The 23,623-nt window shown below is 46.0% G+C and carries 19 protein-coding genes; 11 read left to right on the forward strand and 8 right to left on the reverse strand.

Going from position 1 to position 23,623, the window contains the following annotated elements:
• Positions 1–92 precede the first annotated feature (92 nt).
• Both QUB16_RS27470 and QUB16_RS27475 read right to left on the reverse strand, forming a co-directional pair.
• The gene (locus QUB16_RS27470) at positions 93–1,670 is read right to left on the reverse strand and encodes a sodium:proton antiporter (RefSeq protein WP_333321073.1); all 1,578 of its coding nucleotides are present in this window, start codon (positions 1,668–1,670) and stop codon (positions 93–95) included.
• A 19-nt stretch (positions 1,671–1,689) separates the two neighbouring features.
• The gene (locus QUB16_RS27475; RefSeq protein WP_333321075.1) at positions 1,690–2,625 is read right to left on the reverse strand and encodes a DUF389 domain-containing protein; all 936 of its coding nucleotides are present in this window, start codon (positions 2,623–2,625) and stop codon (positions 1,690–1,692) included.
• A 490-nt stretch (positions 2,626–3,115) separates the two neighbouring features.
• Between QUB16_RS27475 and QUB16_RS27480 the strand changes: the two genes are divergently transcribed.
• The 4 genes from QUB16_RS27480 (at position 3,116) to QUB16_RS27495 (ending at position 4,449) form a co-directional block, all read left to right on the forward strand.
• Complete coding sequence (locus tag QUB16_RS27480; RefSeq protein WP_333202841.1) at positions 3,116–3,532, forward strand: MAPEG family protein; 417 nt, start codon at positions 3,116–3,118, stop codon at positions 3,530–3,532.
• A 181-nt stretch (positions 3,533–3,713) separates the two neighbouring features.
• The gene (locus QUB16_RS27485) at positions 3,714–3,896 is read left to right on the forward strand and encodes a hypothetical protein (protein WP_333321077.1); all 183 of its coding nucleotides are present in this window, start codon (positions 3,714–3,716) and stop codon (positions 3,894–3,896) included.
• Positions 3,865–4,227, forward strand: coding sequence for a hypothetical protein (locus QUB16_RS27490; protein WP_333321078.1), 363 nt, complete (start codon positions 3,865–3,867; stop codon positions 4,225–4,227). Before QUB16_RS27485 ends, QUB16_RS27490 begins: the two co-directional genes overlap by 32 nt.
• Before the next feature lie 51 nt (positions 4,228–4,278).
• Positions 4,279–4,449, forward strand: coding sequence for a hypothetical protein (locus QUB16_RS27495; RefSeq protein ID WP_333321080.1), 171 nt, complete (start codon positions 4,279–4,281; stop codon positions 4,447–4,449).
• 197 nt (positions 4,450–4,646) lie between these two features.
• Here the strand turns inward: QUB16_RS27495 and murD are convergent, their stop codons facing one another.
• The gene (murD, locus tag QUB16_RS27500; RefSeq protein WP_333321082.1) at positions 4,647–5,993 is read right to left on the reverse strand and encodes a UDP-N-acetylmuramoyl-L-alanine--D-glutamate ligase; all 1,347 of its coding nucleotides are present in this window, start codon (positions 5,991–5,993) and stop codon (positions 4,647–4,649) included.
• A gap of 648 nt (positions 5,994–6,641) precedes the next feature.
• Positions 6,642–8,804, reverse strand: a complete 2,163-nt coding sequence (gene glyS / locus QUB16_RS27505) for a glycine--tRNA ligase subunit beta (protein ID WP_333321084.1) — start codon at positions 8,802–8,804, stop codon at positions 6,642–6,644.
• A gap of 145 nt (positions 8,805–8,949) precedes the next feature.
• On the opposite strand from glyS, the gene QUB16_RS27510 reads away from it, so the two are divergent.
• Positions 8,950–10,077: a HetZ-related protein 2 gene (locus QUB16_RS27510; RefSeq protein WP_333321086.1), complete on the forward strand. Its 1,128-nt coding sequence runs from the start codon at positions 8,950–8,952 to the stop codon at positions 10,075–10,077.
• A 505-nt stretch (positions 10,078–10,582) separates the two neighbouring features.
• Positions 10,583–11,749, forward strand: a complete 1,167-nt coding sequence (locus tag QUB16_RS27515; protein ID WP_333321088.1) for a hypothetical protein — start codon at positions 10,583–10,585, stop codon at positions 11,747–11,749.
• 518 nt (positions 11,750–12,267) lie between these two features.
• Here the strand turns inward: QUB16_RS27515 and QUB16_RS27520 are convergent.
• The 3 genes from QUB16_RS27520 to trpB all read right to left on the reverse strand — a co-directional run bounded on the left by QUB16_RS27520 (position 12,268) and on the right by trpB (position 15,002).
• Entirely contained in the window at positions 12,268–12,900 is a 633-nt protein-coding gene (locus tag QUB16_RS27520) for a ribonuclease H-like domain-containing protein (protein ID WP_333321090.1), read from the reverse strand.
• 150 nt (positions 12,901–13,050) lie between these two features.
• Positions 13,051–13,557 carry a CAP domain-containing protein gene (locus tag QUB16_RS27525; protein ID WP_333321092.1) on the reverse strand — a complete coding sequence of 169 codons (507 nt, stop codon included), beginning with the start codon at positions 13,555–13,557 and terminating at the stop codon, positions 13,051–13,053.
• A 206-nt stretch (positions 13,558–13,763) separates the two neighbouring features.
• Positions 13,764–15,002 carry a tryptophan synthase subunit beta gene (gene trpB / locus QUB16_RS27530; RefSeq protein ID WP_333085184.1) on the reverse strand — a complete coding sequence of 413 codons (1,239 nt, stop codon included), beginning with the start codon at positions 15,000–15,002 and terminating at the stop codon, positions 13,764–13,766.
• 228 nt (positions 15,003–15,230) lie between these two features.
• Between trpB and QUB16_RS27535 the strand changes: the two genes are divergently transcribed.
• From QUB16_RS27535 to recR, 3 genes are all read left to right on the forward strand, one after another.
• Positions 15,231–15,479, forward strand: a complete 249-nt coding sequence (locus QUB16_RS27535; protein ID WP_333103855.1) for a hypothetical protein — start codon at positions 15,231–15,233, stop codon at positions 15,477–15,479.
• A 423-nt stretch (positions 15,480–15,902) separates the two neighbouring features.
• A complete protein-coding gene (locus QUB16_RS27540) occupies positions 15,903–16,271 on the forward strand; it encodes a translation initiation factor (RefSeq protein ID WP_333103856.1) in 369 nt (122 codons plus the stop codon).
• A gap of 152 nt (positions 16,272–16,423) precedes the next feature.
• Entirely contained in the window at positions 16,424–17,017 is a 594-nt protein-coding gene (gene recR / locus QUB16_RS27545; protein ID WP_333036394.1) for a recombination mediator RecR, read from the forward strand.
• Positions 17,018–17,118: 101 nt separating this feature from the next.
• Here the strand turns inward: recR and QUB16_RS27550 are convergent, their stop codons facing one another.
• Complete coding sequence (locus QUB16_RS27550) at positions 17,119–18,231, reverse strand: flagellar assembly protein H (protein ID WP_333321094.1); 1,113 nt, start codon at positions 18,229–18,231, stop codon at positions 17,119–17,121.
• Positions 18,232–18,589: 358 nt separating this feature from the next.
• On the opposite strand from QUB16_RS27550, the gene QUB16_RS27555 reads away from it, so the two are divergent.
• Positions 18,590–20,701 carry a prolyl oligopeptidase family serine peptidase gene (locus QUB16_RS27555; RefSeq protein ID WP_333321096.1) on the forward strand — a complete coding sequence of 704 codons (2,112 nt, stop codon included), beginning with the start codon at positions 18,590–18,592 and terminating at the stop codon, positions 20,699–20,701.
• Between the two features lie 910 nt (positions 20,702–21,611).
• Positions 21,612–23,623, forward strand: a 2,012-nt coding sequence (locus QUB16_RS27560) for a DUF4347 domain-containing protein (RefSeq protein WP_333321098.1), incomplete at its 3' end; no start/stop codon positions are given.

The following is a 23,623-nucleotide window of genomic DNA, read 5'->3' on the forward strand; positions in this document are numbered from 1 at the left end:
TATTGTACAATACGCGAGCGGGGACGCTCGCACTACAATAAAAAAAATGCTTTTTACAAAACTGAGATGCTCCCATCCCTACAAACACCCTATTAAGAAACAATTGTCTCATGCCGCTCTTTAAAACATTGCTGCAACACAGAAACAGGCAGATCCTTCAATTGACCAGCTCGCACAAATTCAGCATAAGTATCAGCCTCTATTGCCTCCAAATCCCCTTCGAGTTTGTCGATAGTCATCTGCCGCAGTTCAGGAGATCGATCGTACATTTGATTGATTTCTGCTTGCAGCAAGTTTAATTTTTCTTGAAGCTGACTCGCGAGATGATTGGAAAACTCAGGCTCGATTTTACGATCGCCCGATACTTCAGATAGATGCTTGAGAACCCGATTGAGAGCAACACGTTGGGCAATCGCCTCCAGATACTCCTGGCGGAACTCCTGGTTGCTCAACAACCCCAGTTTTTCCAGCAGCGCCCTGGTGGTTAAACCTTGTACTAGCAGCGTAAATAAAACTACCCCAAACACGATCGCAATAATTTTTGGTCGATCGGGCAGAACATTGGGTACGCTCAAAGCTAAAGCAATCGAGACAGAACCCCGTAATCCTCCCCACCAAATTACTGTTTGATCGGGCAATGAAATTTCAGAGTGTCCTAACCAATTGCTCAACCATCCTAAACCAAAAATAGCGATCGCTCGCGTCACAAACATCGCCACTACAGTTATGCCAATCACTCCTAAATTCGTTCCCAAATCAGCAAACCTTATCTGATCGCCAATCAGCAGGAACATGATCGAATTTACAAAAAACGCCAAAAAATTCCAAAATTGTGTTACCGCTAGTCTGGTACTGGGTTGCATACCGATACGAGAGCCGAAATTTCCAAATATCAAGCCCATCACCACCACACCAATCACCCCAGAACCACCCAATTCCTCAACAATTATATAAGTGCCGTAGGCTGAAACTAAGGTTAACGATTGCTCCACCAAAGGTAAATCAAATGGTTGAGTCAGATAAGAAACTCCAAAACCGATTAAACTGCCGACAACCACCCCAATTCCCACAAAAGCTAAGAAACGCGCAATCAGAATTGGGATGCCAACGTCATCAGTCCCTAGAGAGAATCCCACCAAAAAACTAAAGGCAACAATAGCAATGCCATCATTAAATAAACTCTCTCCCTCCACCAGCAAAGCTAGGCGTTTTTCAACTCCCAGTTCCCGGAACAATGCAATGACTGAAACAGGATCTGTAGCAGATATACTAGCTCCTACCAACAGGGCGATCGCTAAAGAAACTCCCGCTAGTTGGTTGAGAGCAAAAGCCACGCCAGCAACAGAAATAACAACACCCAAAACCGCATAAAGAGCGATCGGCACTAAATCCCGCTTGAGTTTAGGCCATTCCAGATTCCAAGCAGCTTCAAACAACAGAGGCGGCAAAAAAATCAACAGAATCAGTTTGGGCGAGAGCGACACCAATCGCACATCTATAAAAGCCAAACCCAACCCGACAATTACTAAAAGCAGCGTGTAGGGAATTTGGCGCAACCAGCCCCATATTTGCGGCAGCACCGCCACACTTAAGGAAACTAATAGCACTAAGAGAAATTGCTTCAGATTCCCCTCGATCGTCACTTGGTTAATTAGAGTTTGTGGGGTCATACAATTAGGGCTAAAATAGTTAAGGTTTCGATTTCGAGGGGAACTTATCCGGCGTTGAGCGCCGCACTTCTTCAACTTGACTGACTTGAAAAATTAGGGTAAATGGTTGACCCATTTCTTTTTCGACAAATGCTTCTAAAAGCTGCACCTGTTTGGGTGTCAAAGCTTCGCTGCTGCGAACAATCAGGCGAACTTCCGGCGGTTTCGCCAACCAGTTAGTATCCGTTTTAATCAGTTCCACCCGTTGAAAAGTGATAGTTCGGTTAAGCAAAGCCCGCTTCAGACTGGCTTCTAGTTGTGCTTGCTCGATCAATTCCGCAAAACTCACCCCCAGAGGAATCACAAGTATAGCCGTCAATGCTAGCGCCCACAAAAGGGCTTTACCGGCGCGATGCAGGGGGGTGTACCCGGCCATTAAAGAGGTTAGCATACAGGAGAGAGTAATCCCCAGCAAATTAGTAAGATACAGCAGGCTTGCTCCCAGGCTGAGCGACCAATTAGTTTGAGATAAGCCTAAACCTATAACACAAATTGGCGGCATCAGAGCCACGGCGATCGCAGTTCCCGCCAGAGTAGCAGAAACTTTGGGCTGAACTTTTGCATAGCCACTGATTCCCCCAGCGGCGATCGCAATTCCTAAGTCTAGTAATGTAGGTTTAGAACGAGCTAGAACTTCGCTCCCAAAGTCGGGAATTTGTACCAAAGCGCCCAACAAACAAGCTAGAAAAATTGCTAGCACCGTCCCGACTGCTAATGCAATTAAACCTTTGCGGAAGAGGAGAACGTTACCTTCTACCGCTCCAAATGCTAACCCTCGGATTGGCAACATCAGAGGCGCGACGATCATAGCACCGATGATGACGGCCGCACTGTTGGCAAGCAGTCCAAAGGTGGCAATTATACAGGAGCCGAGAATTAAGACAAGATAGTTAATATCTAGGGTTGATTCTTCCAACAAGTCAACTCGTATTTGCTTTAAATGCTCTCGAGGAATCCTGCTCCTGGTGAAATATTTAAGACGGTCTCGAATATTGTTGAGCAAAATAATCTCCTTAAGTCGGGGGCTTGTATCCGTCAAACGATTTTAGATTATAGATTTTAGATTTTAGATTTTAGATTTACTCCACTGATTTTAGATTTACTCCACTGATTTTAGATTTACTCCACTGATGAATCTGGTACCTTGAACAAAAGTCTAAAATTTTGGGCTGCTCACGACAAGAGTCGCGGGTTTGTATCCGTCGGCAGGTGCAATCAAAAACAATCAAAATCCCAGCCAGCAAGTTTTCGAGGATGTCCCGGAACTCTAAAGCAATTGCCGCGCCACTAATACCCAGCAGTTGAATCAAATCTCCTGCCTTGAATGCCGGGACGGCGATGAATAACCCGATCGGCAATAATTGATTTATAATCAAGATATATACTCCACCCCATAATACCGAATCATGCTCGCAGAAGCAAACGCGACACTTTGGCCTAGTCTAATTACTGTTTCAGCCTTAATTCTCTACTTCGTTGTTACCATCAACGTCGGCAGAGCTAGATTCAAATACAAAGTTTCTCCCCCGCAGGTGACAGGAAACCCAGACTTTGAGCGAGTGTTGCGAGTTCAGCAAAATACCTTAGAGCAAATGATTCTATTTTTGCCCTCGCTGTGGCTGTTCTCGCAATTTATCAGCCCAATTTGGGGCGCCGGTATCGGCGCAGTTTGGATAGTTGGACGCATTTTGTTTGCTTGGGGTTACTATCAAGCTGCCGAAAAAAGAGCGGCAGGATTTGGCATTAGTACCTTAGCTACTTTAGCTTTGCTTGGTGGTTCCTTAACTGGCATAATTATGTCGCTGCTGAAGGTTGGAGCGTAGCTTCCGATCGACATAATTGTTTTTATACTCGTTTCCAGGCAGAGCCTGGTAACGCAGATCCGGAGGCTCAGCCTCCAATTTTCCTGCTGAAAAAGCGAGGCTGAGCCTCTCGACAGCGGTTCCCTGGCAGAGCCTGGGAACCAGTTAAATCCAAGTCTTTCAATCACCTTCAGGAGTAAAGATGTCAGAAACCAACAAACCCGTATTTGAAATTAGCCCGAAACTTTTTCAGCAGCTTGTCGAGTGGCAAGAAAAACTTGAACTAGAAGATGAATTAGCAAGCGAGTCAGAAAACGAGAAACCAACTGAGGTAATAACTCCTCCCCACAGTGATGAACAGCATTCTCAAACAGATAATTTCTAGCTGGTGGCTAGCAGCATCTTTTGGATTTCCGGCTGCTGTCTCGGCTCAATCGCTGACACCCAGCCAAATTCAGCAAGTCAATAGCGGTTTGTTTCGTTCTAACTCTCAAGATTTCTTTCAGCAAGGCTATCGCCAACTGGAAAGGGAAATCGCAATTTTGTTGCAAAAAAATGGCACTTCCGAAGACCAGATTCTGGAGATTGATGAAAAATTGCGCTCTCAGCTTTGTAGGCAAGAATTTAAAATATCGTCGTCGCCTTCTGATACAATAAGTGCTCCTCAGATTGCTGATTTTCAGAGCAAATTAAAAGACATTTGCAGACACAATTAAAATGAAAGTGAGGTCAATATTCAAAGTTTAGTGGTAATGGATAAAGAGGCAATGGCAAAGTTGAAAACAGCCATGCTGGAAGCGGAAACCGCTGCTCATTTGGCGGCAATCATTATTGATTATACTCATGAGGAAATGATGCTAGTTTTTTATGAGCTAGAATGGGAAGAGCAGGCTAGAATTAAGGATATTTGGAAGACAGTATGGACGGGGGGTTTATGAAGATTATGGTTAGCCAATTAAAGATGTTGGTGAACCCGCCTCTTGTATCTTGAAAGCGGTAGATTGTGATTGACAGTTGAGTGGGGGCGGGTTTACGAGATTATTGGTTTTAGTCTGTTGGGTGGGGGCGGGTTTACGAGATTATTGGTTTTAGCCATAAATTGTTGGTGAACCCGCCCCTACAGGATTGATGTTCGTTAAATCAGGGATTCGAGGCATAATTGGCGGAAATGATCGCCCCGTTGCTCGAAGTTTTGGTATTGATCGAAGCTAGCACAGGCTGGGGAAAGCAGCACTACTTTAGCATGATTTTGTTTGCCTAATTCTGCTGCTCTCGGAATTGCTCTTTCCATTGTTTCGACAATTTCCCAAGCGTTGTAATTTGCTTGTGTGAGCCGATCGGCAAAAAGACTCGCTGCATCCCCAATTAGCAACACCGCAGCAGCTTTCGCCTTGATTGTATCAATCCATGCGCGATCGTCCCCTTCTTTGGCATCGCCGCCCGCAATTAAAATCGCCGGTGCGCTAACAGAAGCCAACCCGACTTGGGCGGCGTCATAATTAGTAGCTTTGCTGTCGTTGATGAAATCTATGCCTTCCCAAGTGCAGATGTGTTCGAGGCGGTGCGAAACTCCGGGGAATTTAGCGATCGCCCGGGCGATCGCACTTTTATCTATCCCCGCCAAATTAGCCGCCGCCACCGCCATTAACAAATTCTGCAAATTGTGTTCTCCCACCATCCGCAAAGAATCAGCAGGCAGAATTTTCTCGCTTTGAGCGATTACCCAACCGTTTTCGATGTACGCTCCAAAAGTGCGATCGCCCAACAGTTCTTTTTCACCTTTCACACTCGTCCAACACGCATCCGGCCAAATGTCAACTCCTTGTTGCCGCAAACAAGGATCGTCACCGTTGATTACTTGCAATTCAGACTTTTTCAGCAAATGCGCTTTAATGTTGTAGTAATTTTCTAAAGTTTTATGGCGGCTGAGGTGATCCGGCGTCAAAGTCGTCAAAACTCCGATGCGTGGCGCTACAAACGGCGAGGATTCTATCTGATAGCTGCTGATTTCTGCGATTACCCAATCCGGCTGTTTTTCGCCTAAAGCTAATTCACACGCAGCATAGCCAATATTGCCGCAAGCGGGAGCGTAAAGCCCGGCTTCTTCAAAAATAGCAGCAATTAAAGCAGTAGTAGTAGTTTTGCCGTTAGTGCCGGTAATTCCCACCCAAGGAGATTTGAGGTAACGCCACGCGAGAGCCATTTCTCCGATTGTTTCAATGCCTAACTCTCTGGCGCGCACTAATGCTGGACTGTCCCAGGGAACGCCCGGACTTACTACTATTAATTCTATAGATTCGACTGGTTCAAAAGATTTACCTAACTCAACATTAATTCCTTCCTTAGCAAATTCCTGTTGCTGTTCGAGCAAGCTTGGGGAAGATGAGCGATCGCTCAGCGTTACTTCCCATCCTTCGCGTTTTAGCAGTCTTGCGGCGGCAATTCCTGATTTTCCTAGTCCAATGATATGAGCTATCGGCATAAGTTGTGTGTGTGATGGAGCGAACTTACCTGGTTTTATAAGTTTATATCTTAACCTTGAATTGGTTATTGACTATTGGCCATTTTGCTTATTTTTTAAGAGAGCGATCGAACTCTGCCCAGACGCGCGCGGTTCGGCAATAATCCTAATAGATTTACTCGTTTTATTGGTAAGCTTTAATGTTATTGGGAGCGAGATTTTTAACAAGTAGGTTTCTCAAGTTGGTTTGCCTACAGGCTCGCCCGTTGCCTCCCAAGGCCCGCCAGGGGTTGAAAACCCCTGTCTAACAGCTAAAGTCAGTTAAAACTGAGATATTGCACCATTGTCAGCAACAGGCTTTCCGGCCTGTTCCACAAAAGATAAATTTTCTTGTGGAACAGGCCGGAAAGCCTGTTCACAAAAGGCTATTTGAGAATGGTGCAACATAGGAGTTAAAACTGACTGAAAAGTTTAGTATGTGTGAGTTTCAGTCCTCTTAAGAGGACTTTCGCTTTGAGACGGGGGTTTCAACCCCCGGCGGACTGAAAAGTCTAATCTGTGTGGGTTTCAGTCCTCTTAAGAGGACTTTCGCTTTGAGACGGGGGTTTCAACCCCCGGCGGACTGAAGCGGAGGTGTTCAACCCCCGGCGGACTCAAATCTTGTCAATTCTAACTTTTGACGATCGCCCCAAAGTCAGCCAACACCCGCGCGTGATTCCGCAGCAAACCCAGTAAATTTAACCGATTTTGCTTAATTTCCGGGTCAGAATCCATCACCAAAACGCTTTCTGGCCCGTCGAAAAAGTTGCTGACAGTCGGAGCAATCTCAGTCAAACTATCTACCAACTGCTGGTAATCCCGAGTTTGTTTGCATAGCAGCGTTTGCGGCACTAACTGCACGACTGCATCATAGAAAGCTTGTTCAGACGATTTTTGAAATAACTCTGGTTTCACCGCATTTTTCGGTTCCAATTCTACTTTATCCAAATCACCTTGAGCCGCCAAACGAGTTGAACGATTGACTGTTTCGTAAATTAGATCCAAAGTCTGGTTATTGCGGATTTGTTGTAGGAAAAGTGCTCTTTCCAGTGCGTCCAATAAATCTCTCAATGCTCGTTCAGTATATTCGGGGTCGTTTTCTCCCAAAACTGCATTTACCAAATCGTAATCTACATTCTTTTCTTCTTGCAACAAAGTCCGAATTCTTTGCAAGAAAAACTCGTATAACTGAGCCAGCAACTCCGCCGGTGTTTCGGGGCGCGCTGCGGTAAATTCTGCAACAACTTGTGCGAGCAACTGGTGCAAGTTGACTGGCAACTGAGCAGCCCAAATAATGTTAGTTATTGCATTAGCGGCCCGGCGCAAAGCGAAGGGATCGGATGAACCAGTCGGCAACATTCCCAAACCGAAGATGCTGACTAATGTATCTAATTTGTCGGCTATTGCGACAACTTGGCCTGTGATAGTTTGCGGCAAATTGTCGCCCGCACCTTTGGGCAAATAATGTTCAAAAATCGCTGTGGCTACTGCTTCCGATTCGCCGCTTGCTAAAGCGTATTTCTGCCCCATGATTCCTTGCATTTCGGGAAGTTCGTAAACCATTTGGGTTACAAGGTCGGCTTTGCAAAGTAAGGCTGCTCTTGCTACATCAGCTTGCTCTTCGTCTGTGATTTGCAGTTGATTGACAATTAAACTGGCAATCTTGCACAGCCGATCGACCTTTGCGCGCACAGTCCCTAAATCTTCTTGGAAAGTAACTGTTTCCAACTTGGGCAAATAATCCTCTAAAGGCTTTGCCAAGTCTGCTTTGTAGAAAAACTGACCGTCTGCCAATCTCGCCCGCACTACTCGCTCGTTACCGGCGGCAATAATCGCTGCTTTAGCGGGATCGCCGTTGGAAATTGTGATGAAATAGGGCAGAAGTTCGGGATAATCGGGGCTTTTGAGGATGGGAAAATACCGCTGGTTTGTAACAATAATTGTGGTGATTACTTCCGGCGGCAATATCAAAAATTCCTCGTCAAATTTGCCGACAACTGCGTTTGGCCATTCTACTAAGTCGGTGACTTCTTCTAACAAATCTTCGGTAATGTCGGCATAACCGCCTTGTTTTGTTGCTGCGGCTTCTACTTGTGCTTTAATTTGATTTTTGCGCTGGGTTCGATCGACCTCCACGCAAGCAGCCCGCAGACACTCGACATAATCCTCGGCTTGGGGAATCGAAACCCCTCCCAGGGGTGTAGGGGGGGTGTATAACACCCGATGTCCTTGGGAAATTCGATCGCTCTTGACCGTATCCGAACCGCTCACCAATGTAATTGGCAGTACAGTATCATCTAACAGCGCCACGATCGATCGAATCGGGCGCGGAAACTTCAAATCTCCGTCAGCCCACCGCATAAATCTTTTGCCTTCTAGCTTGTTAATCCACTGCGGCACAAGTTCTGTCAAAATATCCGCACTCATCCGCCCCGGAATCTTTTTGAGCACAAACACAAAATCGCCTTTATCGGTAGCGCGAACTTCCAAAGCATCAATTTCTACGCCCTGTTTTTTCGCAAAACCTTCGGCTGCTTTCGTCGGTTTGCCATCTTTAAAAGCCGAACTTGCCGGCGGCCCTTTTACCTCTTCTTCTCTATCTAATTGCTGAACTGGCAGTCCTTTCACTAGAACGGCCAAACGCCTCGGAGTAGCGTATACATTAATAGAGTCATTTGTCAAGGATTCTTCTGCCAGCGTTGCAGGTACAAGTCGCTGCCACTGCTGGGCGCTGCCTGAGACAAAAGATGCGGGCAATTCTTCTGTACCGAGTTCTAATAAAAAGTTAGGCATATCGCACCGTAATGGAATTTTGTTTAGGGTAATTTAAGGTAATTTATCCGATCGCGCGATCGTATATCTGAAATATCTGAAAAATACTCAAAAATCCAGGATACCACGTAAAATCGGGGGTGAAAGACAAATAGCTCAACAGCTCATGACCTTGGCCCAAAGACTAGGACAAGATTGGAAGTCTCGACTCGAACAAGATTGCCCGCAGGAGAGTTCTAGCACCCGCGAGAGTGTTGTCCGCTGGCTGTTGGGAGACAAGCCCGAAAGATTTGACACTCTTAGCCCAACTCAATTGTCTGTCGCCTCTGGGGCGATCGACTTTTTATATCGAATTTTGATTTCTCGGTATCTGGGAGTACCGCCAGAAAAAGCTTACCGCAACTTGATCGGGCGACTGGGCGGTTTGGTGGTGCTCCGGCAAAAAATCCAAGCGTGGGTTTCCCTGAGTCGCGACAGACAGCGGAGTGCGGTGGAGGTACTACAAGAAGTGATTCAGGAAATGCTCAATTCCGATCGCTACCTGCAGCAGCAAGTCGCCTGGATTGCCGAATGCACCTCAGACAGACGGCTGCGAAATGCTTTGCTGCTAGCGAGTACAGAAGAATACTGCTTGCGGCCGATCCGCAACCAGCCGCTGCTGGTGTACCGTTTTGTCAACTACCTGCGGCGTGCCCAGCGCGGCGGGTTGACCCAAGTGCCTGCGGGAGACTGGGTGCGGCTGGTGTCGGAACAGGTTCTACCGGACGATACAGACGAACCGCTCAGCCTGCTAGACGAACAGGCAATGTCCGAGTATCGAGAAAATCAAGCTTGGGAAGAGCAGCAAACTCAGCGGCAGATTGTCCAACAAGAATTTGAGAATTACTTGGCCGCTGAAGTCGATCCGCTGGCTTCTCGGTGGCTGCAGCTTTACCTGCAAGGCCGTTCCCAAGAGGCAATTGCCGAGGAGTTGAAGGTTCCGATCAAGCAAATTTACCGCTTGCGAGAAAAAGTCAGTTACCACGCGATTCGGGTTTTTGCGGTCAAACAAGCACCGGAATTAGTCGCTAGCTGGCTGGAAACTTCGCTCAAAGAACACAGTTTGGGCTTGACTCCCGCCCAGTGGCAGCAATATTTACAAAACCTCACGCCGGTGCAGCGACAGTTGGTAGAATCGCTGAAAGCTGGGAAAAGTGTAGAGACGATCGCATCTGAATTAAAGCTGAAAACCAATCAAGTCATCGGCGAGTGGAGCAAACTCTATTTAGCAGCTCAATCTCTCCGCAACGAGTAGATTGGTAATGGGTGGCGGGCAATTGCTAATTGTTAATGGGCGGTAGCATTTTTCCGAATCCGCGCTACAAATCAATTCCCTCACAGCCACAGAGTTCTGCGAGTTTCCCCGTGGAAAACCGCGCGATGCCCCTTGTATCAATTCAGGTTAGATTAATCGGGCTCTTGTAGCGCTGCCGTGACGATCGCGCTCCGAGACGATCGCAGCCCACTCTCTGAGGTAAGATACTAGCAGCACGATCGACTTTTGAGGATTTTTTAACCAATCCTAAATTCAGCGGTTGCCCGTAAATCATCGGTTGTGGTGCATCTCTAATACTTGTGCATTAAAGACATAATTCTATTGTTGCCAGCCACGGGCATCAATCTCGGGCGATCGATGATAGTTGGTCTAGACTGCGCTAGTCATCATCTAGCTCTCAATCTTTTGGTAGAATTTGAGGCTGCAATACAGAAGGGAGAAAATTCTGGGACTAAGAATTTTTATTTAAGAAAAGCTTCCGGTTGTGAGACCAATTCCTCCGTCAGGGAAGTTGCAGCGTTTAATTTTATCGCATCAGGTTGGTGCGTCGCGCTCGATCGCGCTTCCAACTACAAAGCAGCTAATGGTACATACATCTTCAACAGACTCGGCAGCTACAATGGACTCCGATCGAATATTTCAACTAATCGACACAGTTGTCCCCTTTGAAGCTTGCCTTTATTATCAAGTTTTGCCTTTATCTCTAGAAGGTAATCTGTTTAAACTGGGCGTAGTCGATGCCCAAGATGACTCCGCCTTGGACTACGTGCAGCGGATTTTAGCTTACATGAATTGCTCAGTCACAACAGAGCCAATTGCCTCGGAAACTCAGCGCTCGATGCTCTCAGCTTACTTGCTGCACGGGAACCAGCTCCGAGAACCCAGCCAGACAGAAACCGCCGCAGCCCCAACACCCAAAAAACCCGCACCAGCAACTTCAGGCCCCAATGCAGCAACGCTGCTGTCTTTGCCAGAACCCTCGATGCCCGCTCCTGAGCGGTTTAAACCTGCTGGCGCTGAGGTTCCCGCGACACCGACACAGCTATCGGTTTTGAATGTCGAGGCCTTGCACTTGTCAAGCCCAGTCGAAGTTTTGGCAACTTTGCCCGCGCCCCAACTGCTGGAAGAATTGCTCGGTAGAGTGCTGCGAGAGGGTATCGGCCGCCTGTTTTTTGAGCGGCACCAGTCCCAAGGCCGGATTCTTTGGAGTCAAGACGGCGTTTTGAAATCGATGCTCGAAGGTATCGATATCGTCCTTTTCCAAGAGGTTATCGACGAGTTGAAGCGGCTGACAGATATGCCTGTTTGTCCGGTGGAACAGCCCAAACAAGTCGAAGTTGAGCGCATATATCAAAACACTCATTTGCTGTTGCGCTTGCGGGTAATGACGGTGGGTGGCAAGGAAGAAGCCACCCTGCAAGTTTTGCGGGGGGCAGCTTTGAGGTTTTACCAGCAGCAGCAGTTGTCTACTTTGAGTCGCGACGCACTGCGGCTGGCCGAAGAATTGCAGCGGAAAGTGAATCAAATTCGCGATCGAACTCGCCTTTCTCCTGTGCCCTTAGAGGGGTTGCCCGCTTTGGAACAGGTGATTAGAAATGTTGACGACCAAATTGAAGCTTTGCTGCACGCACACAATCCCGATCAGCCCTAATTAGCAATAGATCACTGTTTTGATTTTTTTTTAACTCATATCGTTTCCGGGTGTATCGGAATGATTTAACCGCAGAGGGCGCAGAGAACGCAGAGGGAGAGAATACAGAGAGGAATATTTCCGATGCTACCGGATTTGATATCACATCAAGTCCGGTCAAATAATAATAATTACGTTTGTAGTGACGACTCAAGTCCCAGCGAGTTTTATGATAACTCAAGTCTTCACTACAAAACAATTTGATTGCAGTTGTGCGAGGTGATATCTAGTCCGGTCGATTCCCTCCGCTTCGCTTCGCCCGAAATCAGGTAGGGGCGGGTTAACCAATAATATCTGCCAATAATTGACAATCTCAAAAACCCGCCCGGCCCGGATATTATGGTCAATCCATCGGACATAATATGACACAATATTATACAAGTTCCCAAAAAGAATGCAACTGTATGCCCGCGATCTAAACCCTGGTACTCATCAGTCATTCCCAATCTAAAATCTAAAATCTAAAATCTAAAATGGTATTAGCCGTGCTCAAAAACATCCTTGTACTGCAATAAATCCAAACTCACAAAAACGGGCAAACACTGAAAACATTGCTGTGCAATTTCCCAGCGTTCTTCTCGCTGCAACATAGCAGTCAACTTTTGTTTAGCGCTCAGCAAATAGCGAACATCATTAGCAGCATAATTTAGTTGATCGTCAGAAAGATTAGTCGCATTTCCCCAGTCGGAACTTTGAGATGTTTTATTTAATTCTACCTTTTCGAGTTCTAGAATTAATTCTTTCAATCCGTGTCTGTTGGTATAAGTTCTAGCAAGTTTACTAGCTAGCTTGGTGCAGAAAACTGGTGCAATATCAATACTTAAATTGTAACGCATTGTTGCCATATCAAAGCGCGCAAAATGAAATACTTTCTCAATATTTTCGGCTTCCATTAACTTCTTTAAATTCGGTGCTGCTGTCTGATCTTTGGCAATCCGCACCACTGCAACTTTACCTTCTGGATTGCACAACTGCACCAAACACAAGCGATCGCGCCACGGCATCAAACCCATTGTTTCCGTATCAACGGCGATCGCCTCCGCAGTCAAATAATAAGATAAGAGAGAATCGGGAATATCACCATCGCACACTTGAAAATCTGCAAATTCCATTATTAGTAATTTTTGAATGTTGACTTTTGACTGTTGACTTTTGACTGCCTTTTTCCCTCTTCCCTCTTCCTTCTAACTTCAGCATCTACGTCACACTCGATAATTAATCCGTGTATCCGTGTCCGAATCCGTGTCGTGCCTTCCTTCAAATTACCGAGTGCGGACAAAAAGCTGAGTAAAATAATACTCCCCTTTGGCATTTTTCGCAACCCCAATACCGGTCACATTAAACTGACCCTCCATATTTTTGCGGTGGCCGTCACTTTTAATCCAACCCTCAACAGCATTCCGTACCGGGTCGCTGTAGCCCATATTGTAAGCAAGATTTTCAGCTACACTTTGATAAGGAATCGTAATTGCTTTCGCCCGCCCCTCAAATCCATCGTGGCTGAAACGTACTTTACCGTTAGCCATATTTTCGCTGTGAATTCTTGCTATCTGACTGATTCGCGGATCGACACTCAGCGGCGGCAACTTTTTAGATGCTCGGTATTGATTGATCTGTTGGTTAACCGCTTTTTCTAAGTCAGTAATAGCACTCGAAGCAACATTAGTATTCATGGGAGTTTGTGGCAGCGATCGCGTAGGAATGGAGGTATCACACTTAGGCAGGATTGTCAACAATCCCAAGCAAATCGAAATCAAACCTTTGGACATGAAATCAAACGATAAATAAAGTTAATTGTTACTCCTATGTTGCACCATTCTCAAGAACAGGCTTTCCGGCCTGTTCCACGACGGACTTTTGTTGTGGGGAGTAGGGGTTGGGCATCCTGCCCGCCCGCAAAAGGCTTCCACACGAATGGTGCAATCTTTCAGTTGTTACCGATTCCTACAGAGCGATCGCCCCAAATTCCGCTAACCTAGATATTCAGAACCTTCGCCACAGTGTTCACGTCTTTGTCGCCGCGTCCCGAACAGTTAAGCACAATGCGCGGATTGCCTGTTAGCTGCGGGCACAGAGTCTCCAAATAGGCGATCGCGTGAGAAGTTTCCAAAGCCGGAATAATCCCCTCCAACTGCGAAAGTCGCTGAAATGCTTCCAGCGCTTCTGCATCAGTTACGCTATAATATTCGGCTCTTCCCGCATCCTTCAAATAACTGTGTTCCGGCCCCACACCCGGATAATCCAAACCCGCACTAATAGAATGCGGCTCAATCACTTGACCTTCATTATCTTGCAGCAAATAACTCATTGCCCCGTGCAGAACTCCCACACTTCCTTTAGTCAAAGTAGCAGCGTGCTTATCCGTCTCCACACCTTCGCCCGCCGCTTCAATACCAATCAATCTGACAGTTTCTTCCCCAACAAACTCGTGGAAAAGACCCATTGCATTAGAACCGCCGCCGACGCAAGCTAATAAAATATCCGGCAAACCACCCCACTTTTCCTGACACTGAGCCCGCGTTTCTTCACCGATTACCGCATGGAAATCGCGTACCATCATCGGGTAAGGATGCGGGCCCGCTACGGAACCGAGAATGTAATGAGTTGTTTCGACATTTGTCACCCAGTCGCGAATCGCTTCCGAAGTCGCATCTTTCAGCGTTCCCGTACCTGCAGCCACCGGCCGCACTTCGGCTCCCATCAAGCGCATTCTAAACACATTTAAAGCCTGTCTTTCCATGTCGTGAACGCCCATGTAGACAACGCATTCTATACCGAAACGAGCGCAAACTGTGGCGGTAGCAACGCCGTGTTGACCGGCACCAGTTTCAGCAATTACGCGCTTTTTGCCCATACGTTTTGCCAGCAATGCTTGAGCTAAAGCGTTGTTGATTTTGTGAGCACCGGTGTGGTTTAAATCTTCGCGTTTGAGGTAAATTTGCGGACCAGTTCCGTCTGCTTTAGCGTAGTGTTCGGTGAGGCGTTCGGCGAAATACAAAGGGCTGGGGCGGCCGACATAATCTTTGAGCAGTTGTTGGAGTTGCTGTTGAAATTCCGGTTCGCTGCGGTATTTGTGGAAAGCGGCTTCTAGTTCAAATAAAGCGGGCATCAGGGTTTCGGGGACGTATTTGCCGCCGAATTTGCCGAATCTGCCGAGGGAGTCTGGGCGTTGGGCGCTGGTTTCGGTGGTGAGATGCAGGGGGGTGACAGTCACGGACTTTCTTGGGATAATGGGACAGATTTTATTATATCTAGTCGATGGGGCTGTGGGCGATCGGGCTATCTCGCGAGGGGGTAGGCAAATCGCTGAAATGTCGATTCGGTCGTTGACCCCCTCGATATATTGCTGGGTAAGGGTTTCTCCGTCGGGTCAATTTATTAGTGGCTGGAAACTTAATTCTGCAAAACTACAAAATGTTCTTGAACACGGAGGGTTACAAGCATGGAATCTACAAAAGGAAATAAAAATGTGTCTGTAAGCCTTAGCGATGACGAAGCCCTTGTATTGCTTGAATGGTTATGTAATTTTATTGAAGAAGAACATCCTTCGTTGTTCCAAGACCAAGCGGAAGAACGTGTTCTTTGGGATCTAAAAGCAGTGTTGGAGAAAGTTATATCAGTAACTTTTGATAAAGACTACATAAATATTCTTTCACAGGCACGAGAAAACATACGCGATTCGCTAGATTGAGTTAGAGCTGCAACTAATTCAATCGAACTCGGGGAAGTCGCGATCGCCTTTGGGTCGGCAGAGAATTAATTCCCTGTCTCCTAGCTAAAGTCAGTTAAAACTGACTGCTAATATCAAGTACGATCGATGCTATCGCACCTGCCACATTAAAAACCAACCTCAAAGCCCATAGATTATATTCCCTTAAAATTCACTTAAATAAACCATTCTCAAACACATTCTAAAGTCCTCATAGCGAGGACTTTAGCTTTGAGGCAGGGGTTGAAACCCGGCCGATCGGCAACTAATATGATATAATATCAGATAGCATCATTTTTGTTAATACAACCAACCCAACCAATTATCAATTCCCAGTTTCCAGTCCCAACTGAGATTTTTTTAGTCAAAGACTTAAAAACTCAAAATGACCAACAATAAACTAATATGAGTACATCAAAACGCAAAGACTCCGATACCAATACCCCATCAGGAAAACGCATTGTTTACTCCGAATTTGGGAACGTTGACAACTCCGCCGCCCTCCAACGGGGAGTTGCCGAAGTTCCCCCCAATCAACAAAACCTCAAAATCGAAGCATCCCGAAAAGGACGCGGCGGCAAAACAGTTACAGTCATCAGTGGCTTTCAGGAAAAACCCGAAACATTAGCAACTTTAGCCAAGCAGCTAAAAGCCCAATGCGGTACTGGCGGCACAGTCAAAGATAATGAAATCGAAATTCAAGGCGAACACAAGCAAAAGCTCCTAGAAATTATCACAAAATTAGGCTACAAAGCTAAAATTAGTGGAGGGTAAATTAGTCAATAGTCATCACTGTATGGGCGGCGCGGGTTTATGATATACTTAGTTTTAAACATAGATGGTTGGTAAAATCCGCCCCTACATCGCACAAATTATATTGCCGCGAATCAACCAGAAATGATATTACCAATTACCGCCAATTTTTAATGTACACTCGACCTTTAGCTCGTTTAATCGAACAATTGCAGCGCTTGCCCGGAGTCGGCCCAAAAACAGCCCAGCGTTTAGCTTTACATATTTTGAAGCGACCGGAAGAAGAAGTGCAAGCCCTAGCTAAATCTTTGATTGATGCCAAACAGCAAGTAGGTTTCTGTCAAGTATGCTTTCACTTATCTGCTGACCCTGTTTGCGAAATTTGCCGCAATACCAACCGCGACACTCATACCATTTGTGTAGTGTCAGAATCCCGCGACGTAATCGCTTTAGAAAAAACGCGGGAATACATGGGTAAATATCACGTTGTTGGCGGCGTTATCTCGCCGATGGATGGAATTGGCCCCGAACAATTGAACATTCAACCGTTAGTGCGGCGCGTCAGCCAGCAAAAGGTTAAGGAAGTAATTATTGCTATTAGTCCCAGCGTGGAAGGCGAAACTACTACTCTTTATATCGGTCACTTATTAAAACCTTTTACCCTAGTGACGCGCATAGCTTTTGGTTTGCCGATGGGGGGAGATTTGGAATATGCCGATGAAGTTACATTGGCTCGTGCTTTGGAAGGAAGGAGGGAGTTGGATTAGTTATAATTTGTCCCGCATCTAAATTGTATTTTCTGGCGGGCGGGACGCCCAACCCCTACTTTCGACAAGAACTCGATCGAGCTTAATCGCTCTTTTTTTACTCAAACGGAAGAGTTTTCTAATCTAGCAATTAGTTCTTCTATTGACAAATCCGGGAGTTGTGACAGCAATAGCGATAAATTTTCGGCAGACAATGCGAGCAAATTTGGGATGAGATTGACGGTGTTTACTTCTAATTGACCAAAGCGCTTTCTCAAGACATTTTCGGCGATTAAAGTTTGTACTTGTTGTCTATCTGCTTGGGCGATTGGCAATGTGGATAATTGCACTAACAACATCGTGAATTCACCAACAGGTAAAGCCGAAACAGAGGAAAAAAAGGCAATTGTCTGAGCGTCTAACTCCCCAAATCTGACTTGCAAAAAGTTCTGCAAAATCAACCGCTGTGCTTCTTCTCTTCCTTCTTCTCTTCCTTCTTCTCTGCCTTGTTGTGTGGCCTGATCTATTTTTTGTTGTAACAGAGGTACGAGCGCCATAACTAACTCCTTATCTTCCTGATTTCCTGGGGCACTAGCTGCTAAATTTACTTGCAGATTCGCTTGCAGGTTGTACAATAATTCTAGCGTACTAGCTCGTAAGGGACTATCAACAGGCAATCTTGTTAATTCCGCGATCGCCCCTTGCTGTACTTTACCCTTACCTAAAATCCGCAACCACATCGTTTCTGGAACATTCGGTAGCTGGTGAATAGCTATCAATCCTACTCGCCAAACTTCCGATAGAAAATAAACCCCCCTCCCCCAACCTTCTGACTCTTGTGGAATCATAAAATTAAAGCTGCTTAACAAAGCCTCCGAAGCAGTGGGAGTCAGAATCCACAACCGGGGTAATTGCTGAGATTCTAAACGTTGCTCTTCTCGATTAGCTCGGCGCAGTAATTCTGCCCTAGTATTTAAAAGTTTGACCACACAACTGAAGATATCCTCTGTATTGACGGCATTGCGAAATGGTTCGATCGCAGCCACAGTCGCAGTCATTTGACCTAATAAACCTAAATTCTCTACGTATTCAGGCGATACAGAGGTGGGTTTAAACCAGATGTCAATTTCTCGAACTTGAGCAGAAACATCTTTACTTGTTTCTACTTCTCCTAGAGGTGACAATAACTCTCTGAGGTATTCTTTGGCAAACTGGTCATGGGGAAATTTAGTCATTCTTGGGAAGCACGTTATTCCGAAACAACCAAATTAATTATATCTCATTTTAAAAGAGTATTTATTGGTAATAGCTTCTATGTTATATAACAATCCTTGCAGGAGTCCTAAACTTTTTACCCCACCCCAACCCTCCCCTTACTAAGGGGAGGGAGTAAGAAATTAACAAATGATTTAGGATTGATCTACATCCAATATTTTAAAGGATTCAGGTATCTGAGTATTCGGTTTTTTGAGGTGGAGTTACTTATTTAACCCAGATTTAGGAGAAAATTTCAAATCCCCAATTGAGCGACTCTCCCCTGTCACTGCCGCGAAAGGGTAAACTGGAAAAAGTTACCGAGAGTAGTAAAAAATCATGACCCAATTCGATCGACCTTTAAGCTACCCCACAACCCGCAAAATCGACCAAACAGACGACTACCACGGCGTCAAAGTATCTGACCCCTACAGGTGGCTGGAAAACCCCGACTCTGAGGAAACCCAAGCTTGGGTGGAAGCCCAAAACGCAGTCACTTTTGGCTACCTCAACGAAATTCCGGCGCGGGCAAAAATCAAACAGCGCCTAACTCAACTTTGGGATTACGAGAAATACGGCATACCTTTCAAAGAAGGATCTCGCTATTTCTACTACAAGAATGACGGCCTGCAAAATCAATCCGTACTCTACACGTTAACATCCCTCGACAGCGAACCCAAAGTATTAATTGACCCCAACACTCTCTCAGAAGATGGAACCGTTGCTCTGGGTGGGATAGCTATCAGCGAAGACGGCAAATACATGGCCTACGGTTTGTCAAGTTCCGGTTCTGACTGGCAGGAATGGAAAGTCCGCGAGGTGGCAACCGGCGAAGATTTATCAGACCATTTAAAGTGGATTAAATTCTCAGGAGCATCCTGGACTCACGACGGCAAAGGCTTTTTTTACAGTCGCTACGACGAACCCAACGAAAAAAGCAAGCACGAAGACGTTAACTATTACCAAAAACTGTTTTACCACCAAATCGGCACGCCGCAATCTGAAGACGTATTAATCTACGAACGACCCGACCAAAAAGAGTGGGGATTTAGCGGGGGCGTCACCGAAGATGGCAAATACTTGATTATCTCAGTTTGGCAGGGAACTGAAACCAAAAACTTGATTTTTTACAAGGATTTAACTGCACCGGAATCAACGGTTGTAGAACTGATTAGCGAATTCGAGGCTGAGTACAGTTTCATCGACAATGAGGGCTCTCTTTTCTGGTTTCAAACAAACTTGAATGCACCGTTGGGCCGCGTAATTGCGATCGACACCAACAACCCACCTCCCTCATCCCTTGGTTGTGATGAAACCCCCCCGTCGCCCAGGGAGAGGGGGTTGACAGAAATTATCCCTGAAGCAGCAGAAACCCTCGAAGGCATAGGCCTCCTGAACAATCAATTTGTCGCTTCCTACTTGAAAGACGCCTACACCCAGATTAAAATTTTCAACTTAGACGGCTCTTTCGTGCGAGAAGTTGCCTTGCCCGGAATCGGTTCGGTGGGAGGATTCGGCGGCAAGCGGCACGACACCGAAACCTTTTATGCTTACACCAGTTTCACTGCGCCAAACACCATTTATCGGTACAATATGGTGACAGATGAAAGTACGATTTATCGGCAGCCAAATGTCGATTTTAATCCCGAAGATTACGAGACAAAACAAGTATTTTACCCAAGCAAAGACGGTACGCAAGTACCCATGTTTATCACGCACAAGAAAGGCTTGCAGTTGGATGGCAATAACCCCACCTACCTTTACGGATACGGTGGTTTTGGCATCTCGCTAACTCCGAGTTTTTCTGTTAGCAGGATAGTGTGGTTAGAGATGGGCGGAGTTTATGCGATCGCCTGTTTGCGGGGAGGCGGCGAGTACGGCGAATCATGGCACGAAGCAGGCAAAAAGTTGAACAAGCAAAACGTGTTTGATGACTTTATAGCTGGCGCTGAATGGTTGATCGAAAACAAGTATACCAAACCGGCAAAATTGGCGATCGCAGGTGGTAGCAACGGCGGTTTATTAGTAGGGGCTTGCATGACTCAGCGGCCGGAATTGTTCGGTGCAGCACTGCCGGCAGTCGGCGTTTTGGATATGTTGCGCTTCCACAAATTTACCATTGGTTGGGCTTGGACTTCTGAATACGGTTCGCCGGAAAATCCCGAAGAATTTTCCACAATTCACGGCTATTCTCCGTTGCACAATCTCAAACCGGGAACGGTTTATCCGGCGACAATGATTACAACTGCCGATCGCGACGATCGAGTAGTTCCGGCCCACAGTTTCAAGTTTGCTTCTGCTTTGCAAGAAACCCACGCGGGAGAAAAACCCGTGTTAATTCGCATTGAAACTAAAGCGGGACACGGTGCTGGCAAACCCACTGCGAAAGTCATTGAAGAATTGGCAGATGAATGGGCTTTTTTAGTGCGGGAACTCGATATTGACGCTTAACAAGCACGGGTTAGGGGGTGCGATCGACGCAGTTTCATGATTTAGATAGAAAGAGGGTGTAAAGGGCGATCGTTCCTTTTGAATTCAAGGGCGATCGTTCTTTTTTGTCACCGCAATCCTGGTATTAACATATATAATTTGTCAAGTTTTTTGTTAACTTTTGTAGCGTTAAGTGGCTATTATTACATGGCTGTGAGTTTACTGCACACCAAATTAGTATAAGTATAAATCTCTAGAAATACGGTACTCCTGAGATCTTGCACCATTCTCAATTAGCCGTAGGGGCGGGTTCGCCAACAGCCTTAAAGCTTGCAAATAGGTTTTATAAACCCGCCCGACCCCACGAAAAATCCTCTTATTGATATTGCTGCAAGATGTCAGGTACTCTCAACTTTCAATCGCGATCGCACCTCAAAGTCAAAATCTGCCAATTTTTAGGAAATTAGTATTTTCTGTATATTTACGGTTCAATCTGTCTGAGCCAGCCTCGATATCACCAGACTAAGAACAGCAGCATGAGGGGTCTGACCCCTTATGCTGATAAATCCGTAAGTAATTTAGCATATAACTAACCTTAGACCTGATATTATTTTTCCCAAAAATAGAGGGTTTTGGCTAATATAAAGGCTGTGACCCCTTATTCATGTTATAATTCGCAGCGCTCGACCGCATCAGGACATCCAATGGCGATCGCAGTAAATCCTGTCTAATGATTGACAAACATCACAATTGACAAATATAGGTTACTATTATGTCTCATAAAGAAAGAACTTTCCAAGCTTTATTTTTGAAAGTTTATCGTCATCTATGAACATGGGTAGCTTAGATTTAGCACCCAAATTCACCAAAAATGAAAACCATCCCAAATCTGTCAAATTGGTCATCTACACAAACACGGGAATCTACCAATATGGAAACTAAAATCTTGAGACAAGCCAGCTATGAAGCAGAGACGGCTAGCCGAAAAAATCTAGCGATTGTGGATTCAAAAGTAGAAAGCTACCAAGAGTTGCTCAGGGGAGTGAAATGCGGTACAGAAGTAGTCTTGCTCGATAGAACCCGGGATGGAATCGAGCAAATCACCGAAATTCTGGGTCAGCGCAACAGCATCACCAGCCTGCATATAGTTTCTCACGGTCGAGAAGCAGCAGTAGAAATCGGATCAACAGAACTTAATATTGATAATCTAGAAACCTACAGCAACCAATTGCAGCAGTGGGGAAAAGCCCTTAGCGAATCTGGCAGCATTCTGCTTTACGGCTGTAACATAGCCGCCGGCGAATCCGGGATTAAATTCATACAAAAACTCAGTGAAATAACAGGAGCAAATATTGCCGCTTCCAACAACCTAACAGGGAGTGCAGCATTAGGTGGCGACTGGGAATTAGAAATTACTACAGGACAAATAAATACCGAAATAGCCTTTGAAAAAAAAGTCCTAGAAGGCTACACATCAGTCCTGGCTACCTTAGCGGCTGAAGAATTTAGAAATTCAACAGCGATCGGGCCTTGGATATATGGAGTTGGCAACACCCTTACAACTAACCCAGGCTTAACAGCAGGTAGTACAGAAAACCTCAGCGGAGTTATTCCTGCTTTAGGGACTGGCGATCCCGAGGGACAAGGTACTTTGAGATTAACATCAAACGCCTTTGACCAAGCAGCTTTTGTTATCTACAACAACCCCATCTCCGCCACTGAGGGTCTGAGAGTTACCTTTGATTTCTTTGCCTATAACAGAGGTACTGTCGTTGATCGCGAGGGTAACCTCTTTGGTGCGGATGGCATTAGTTTTTTCCTCATTGACGGAACAGCTACGCCAACAAAAGCGGGAGGCTACGGTGGCTCTCTCGGCTATGCTCAGAATAATAGGGATGGAATTGTACCGGGTATTGTAGGAGGTTATTTAGGTGTCGGATTAGACGAGTTTGGCAATTATTCTAGCACTATTGCTGGAAAACAGGGTGGCCCGGGGCAGCGACCTGATGCAGTAGGACTTAGAGGCAGGGAAAGCACAATCCCAACCGAAAATTATAAATTTTTAGGTTCTAGTTTTTTAACTAACAGTTTGACTGGCGTTTCCATTGGCATAGACAATAAAGATACAAGCATTCGCGCTGAGGCTAAAAGAACCGTTCAAGTTACATTATTCCCGACGACGAACTCACCAACATCTCCTAACCGTCTGACAGTGGCCTTCGACGTGAACAGGAACGGCACATTTGATGCGGGCGAAACACTGATCGACATATCAAATTTGGCAACCATAAACGGAGAAGTGCCACGTACTTTTAAATTTGGCTTTGCTGCTTCGACTGGGGGAAACACAAACATTCACGAAGTTAACAATGTCATCGTCGAAAGTATAAATCGCCCTACACTCCAAGCCGACGTTTCCATTGTTAAAAAAGGCCCGCTGTTCGCCACACCCAACAGCACCATAACCTATACGATTACCTCCACAAATAACGGGCCAGACAGCGCCGAAAGCGTCCTGATTCAAGATCCCCTGCCCGCAGGCTTAAGTTTCGTCAGCGCCTCCGACGGCGGTACTTTAGACAGCAAAACGAGGACGGTCATCTGGCCGGCGATTCCGACTCTGGCTAACCGTGCTAGCCAAACCCGCACCATCACCGCAAGAGTTCCGGCAACAGGCGGCGCTTCCTTAACTAACACTGCCTATAGCACATCCAGCACTTTCGACCCAGATCGAGGTAACAACAATAGTTCCCAACCCATCTCTCAAGTCTCAACTACAATTGTTGCTGCTCTTGCCGACGTTGTTACCACCAAAACCGGGACTGCTGCTGCTGCACCGGGTGAAACAGTTACTTACACAATTTCCACAGTCAACAACGGGCCAAGCACAGCAGCAAACGTCACCGTTACCGACAGCATTGTTCCCGGTTTAAATATAGTTAG

This window comes from Microcoleus sp. D3_18a_C4 (assembly GCF_036702415.1).
Classification (GTDB): domain Bacteria; phylum Cyanobacteriota; class Cyanobacteriia; order Cyanobacteriales; family Microcoleaceae; genus Microcoleus.

What these genes read in the sequence shown, in the direction of transcription:
- QUB16_RS27470 (WP_333321073.1), bottom strand. Translation starts at nt 1,670, where the DNA reads ATGACCCCACAAACTCTAATTAACCAAGTGACGATCGAGGGGAATCTG.
- murD (WP_333321082.1), bottom strand. Translation starts at nt 5,993, where the DNA reads ATGCCGATAGCTCATATCATTGGACTAGGAAAATCAGGAATTGCCGCC.
- glyS (WP_333321084.1), bottom strand. Translation starts at nt 8,804, where the DNA reads ATGCCTAACTTTTTATTAGAACTCGGTACAGAAGAATTGCCCGCATCT.
- QUB16_RS27495 (WP_333321080.1), top strand. Translation starts at nt 4,279, where the DNA reads ATGGCAAAGTTGAAAACAGCCATGCTGGAAGCGGAAACCGCTGCTCAT.
- recR (WP_333036394.1), top strand. Translation starts at nt 16,424, where the DNA reads ATGTACACTCGACCTTTAGCTCGTTTAATCGAACAATTGCAGCGCTTG.
- QUB16_RS27485 (WP_333321077.1), top strand. Translation starts at nt 3,714, where the DNA reads ATGTCAGAAACCAACAAACCCGTATTTGAAATTAGCCCGAAACTTTTT.
- QUB16_RS27550 (WP_333321094.1), bottom strand. Translation starts at nt 18,231, where the DNA reads ATGACTAAATTTCCCCATGACCAGTTTGCCAAAGAATACCTCAGAGAG.
- QUB16_RS27480 (WP_333202841.1), top strand. Translation starts at nt 3,116, where the DNA reads ATGCTCGCAGAAGCAAACGCGACACTTTGGCCTAGTCTAATTACTGTT.
- QUB16_RS27535 (WP_333103855.1), top strand. Translation starts at nt 15,231, where the DNA reads ATGGAATCTACAAAAGGAAATAAAAATGTGTCTGTAAGCCTTAGCGAT.
- QUB16_RS27540 (WP_333103856.1), top strand. Translation starts at nt 15,903, where the DNA reads ATGAGTACATCAAAACGCAAAGACTCCGATACCAATACCCCATCAGGA.
- QUB16_RS27525 (WP_333321092.1), bottom strand. Translation starts at nt 13,557, where the DNA reads ATGTCCAAAGGTTTGATTTCGATTTGCTTGGGATTGTTGACAATCCTG.
- QUB16_RS27490 (WP_333321078.1), top strand. Translation starts at nt 3,865, where the DNA reads ATGAACAGCATTCTCAAACAGATAATTTCTAGCTGGTGGCTAGCAGCA.
- QUB16_RS27555 (WP_333321096.1), top strand. Translation starts at nt 18,590, where the DNA reads ATGACCCAATTCGATCGACCTTTAAGCTACCCCACAACCCGCAAAATC.
- QUB16_RS27520 (WP_333321090.1), bottom strand. Translation starts at nt 12,900, where the DNA reads ATGGAATTTGCAGATTTTCAAGTGTGCGATGGTGATATTCCCGATTCT.
- QUB16_RS27510 (WP_333321086.1), top strand. Translation starts at nt 8,950, where the DNA reads ATGACCTTGGCCCAAAGACTAGGACAAGATTGGAAGTCTCGACTCGAA.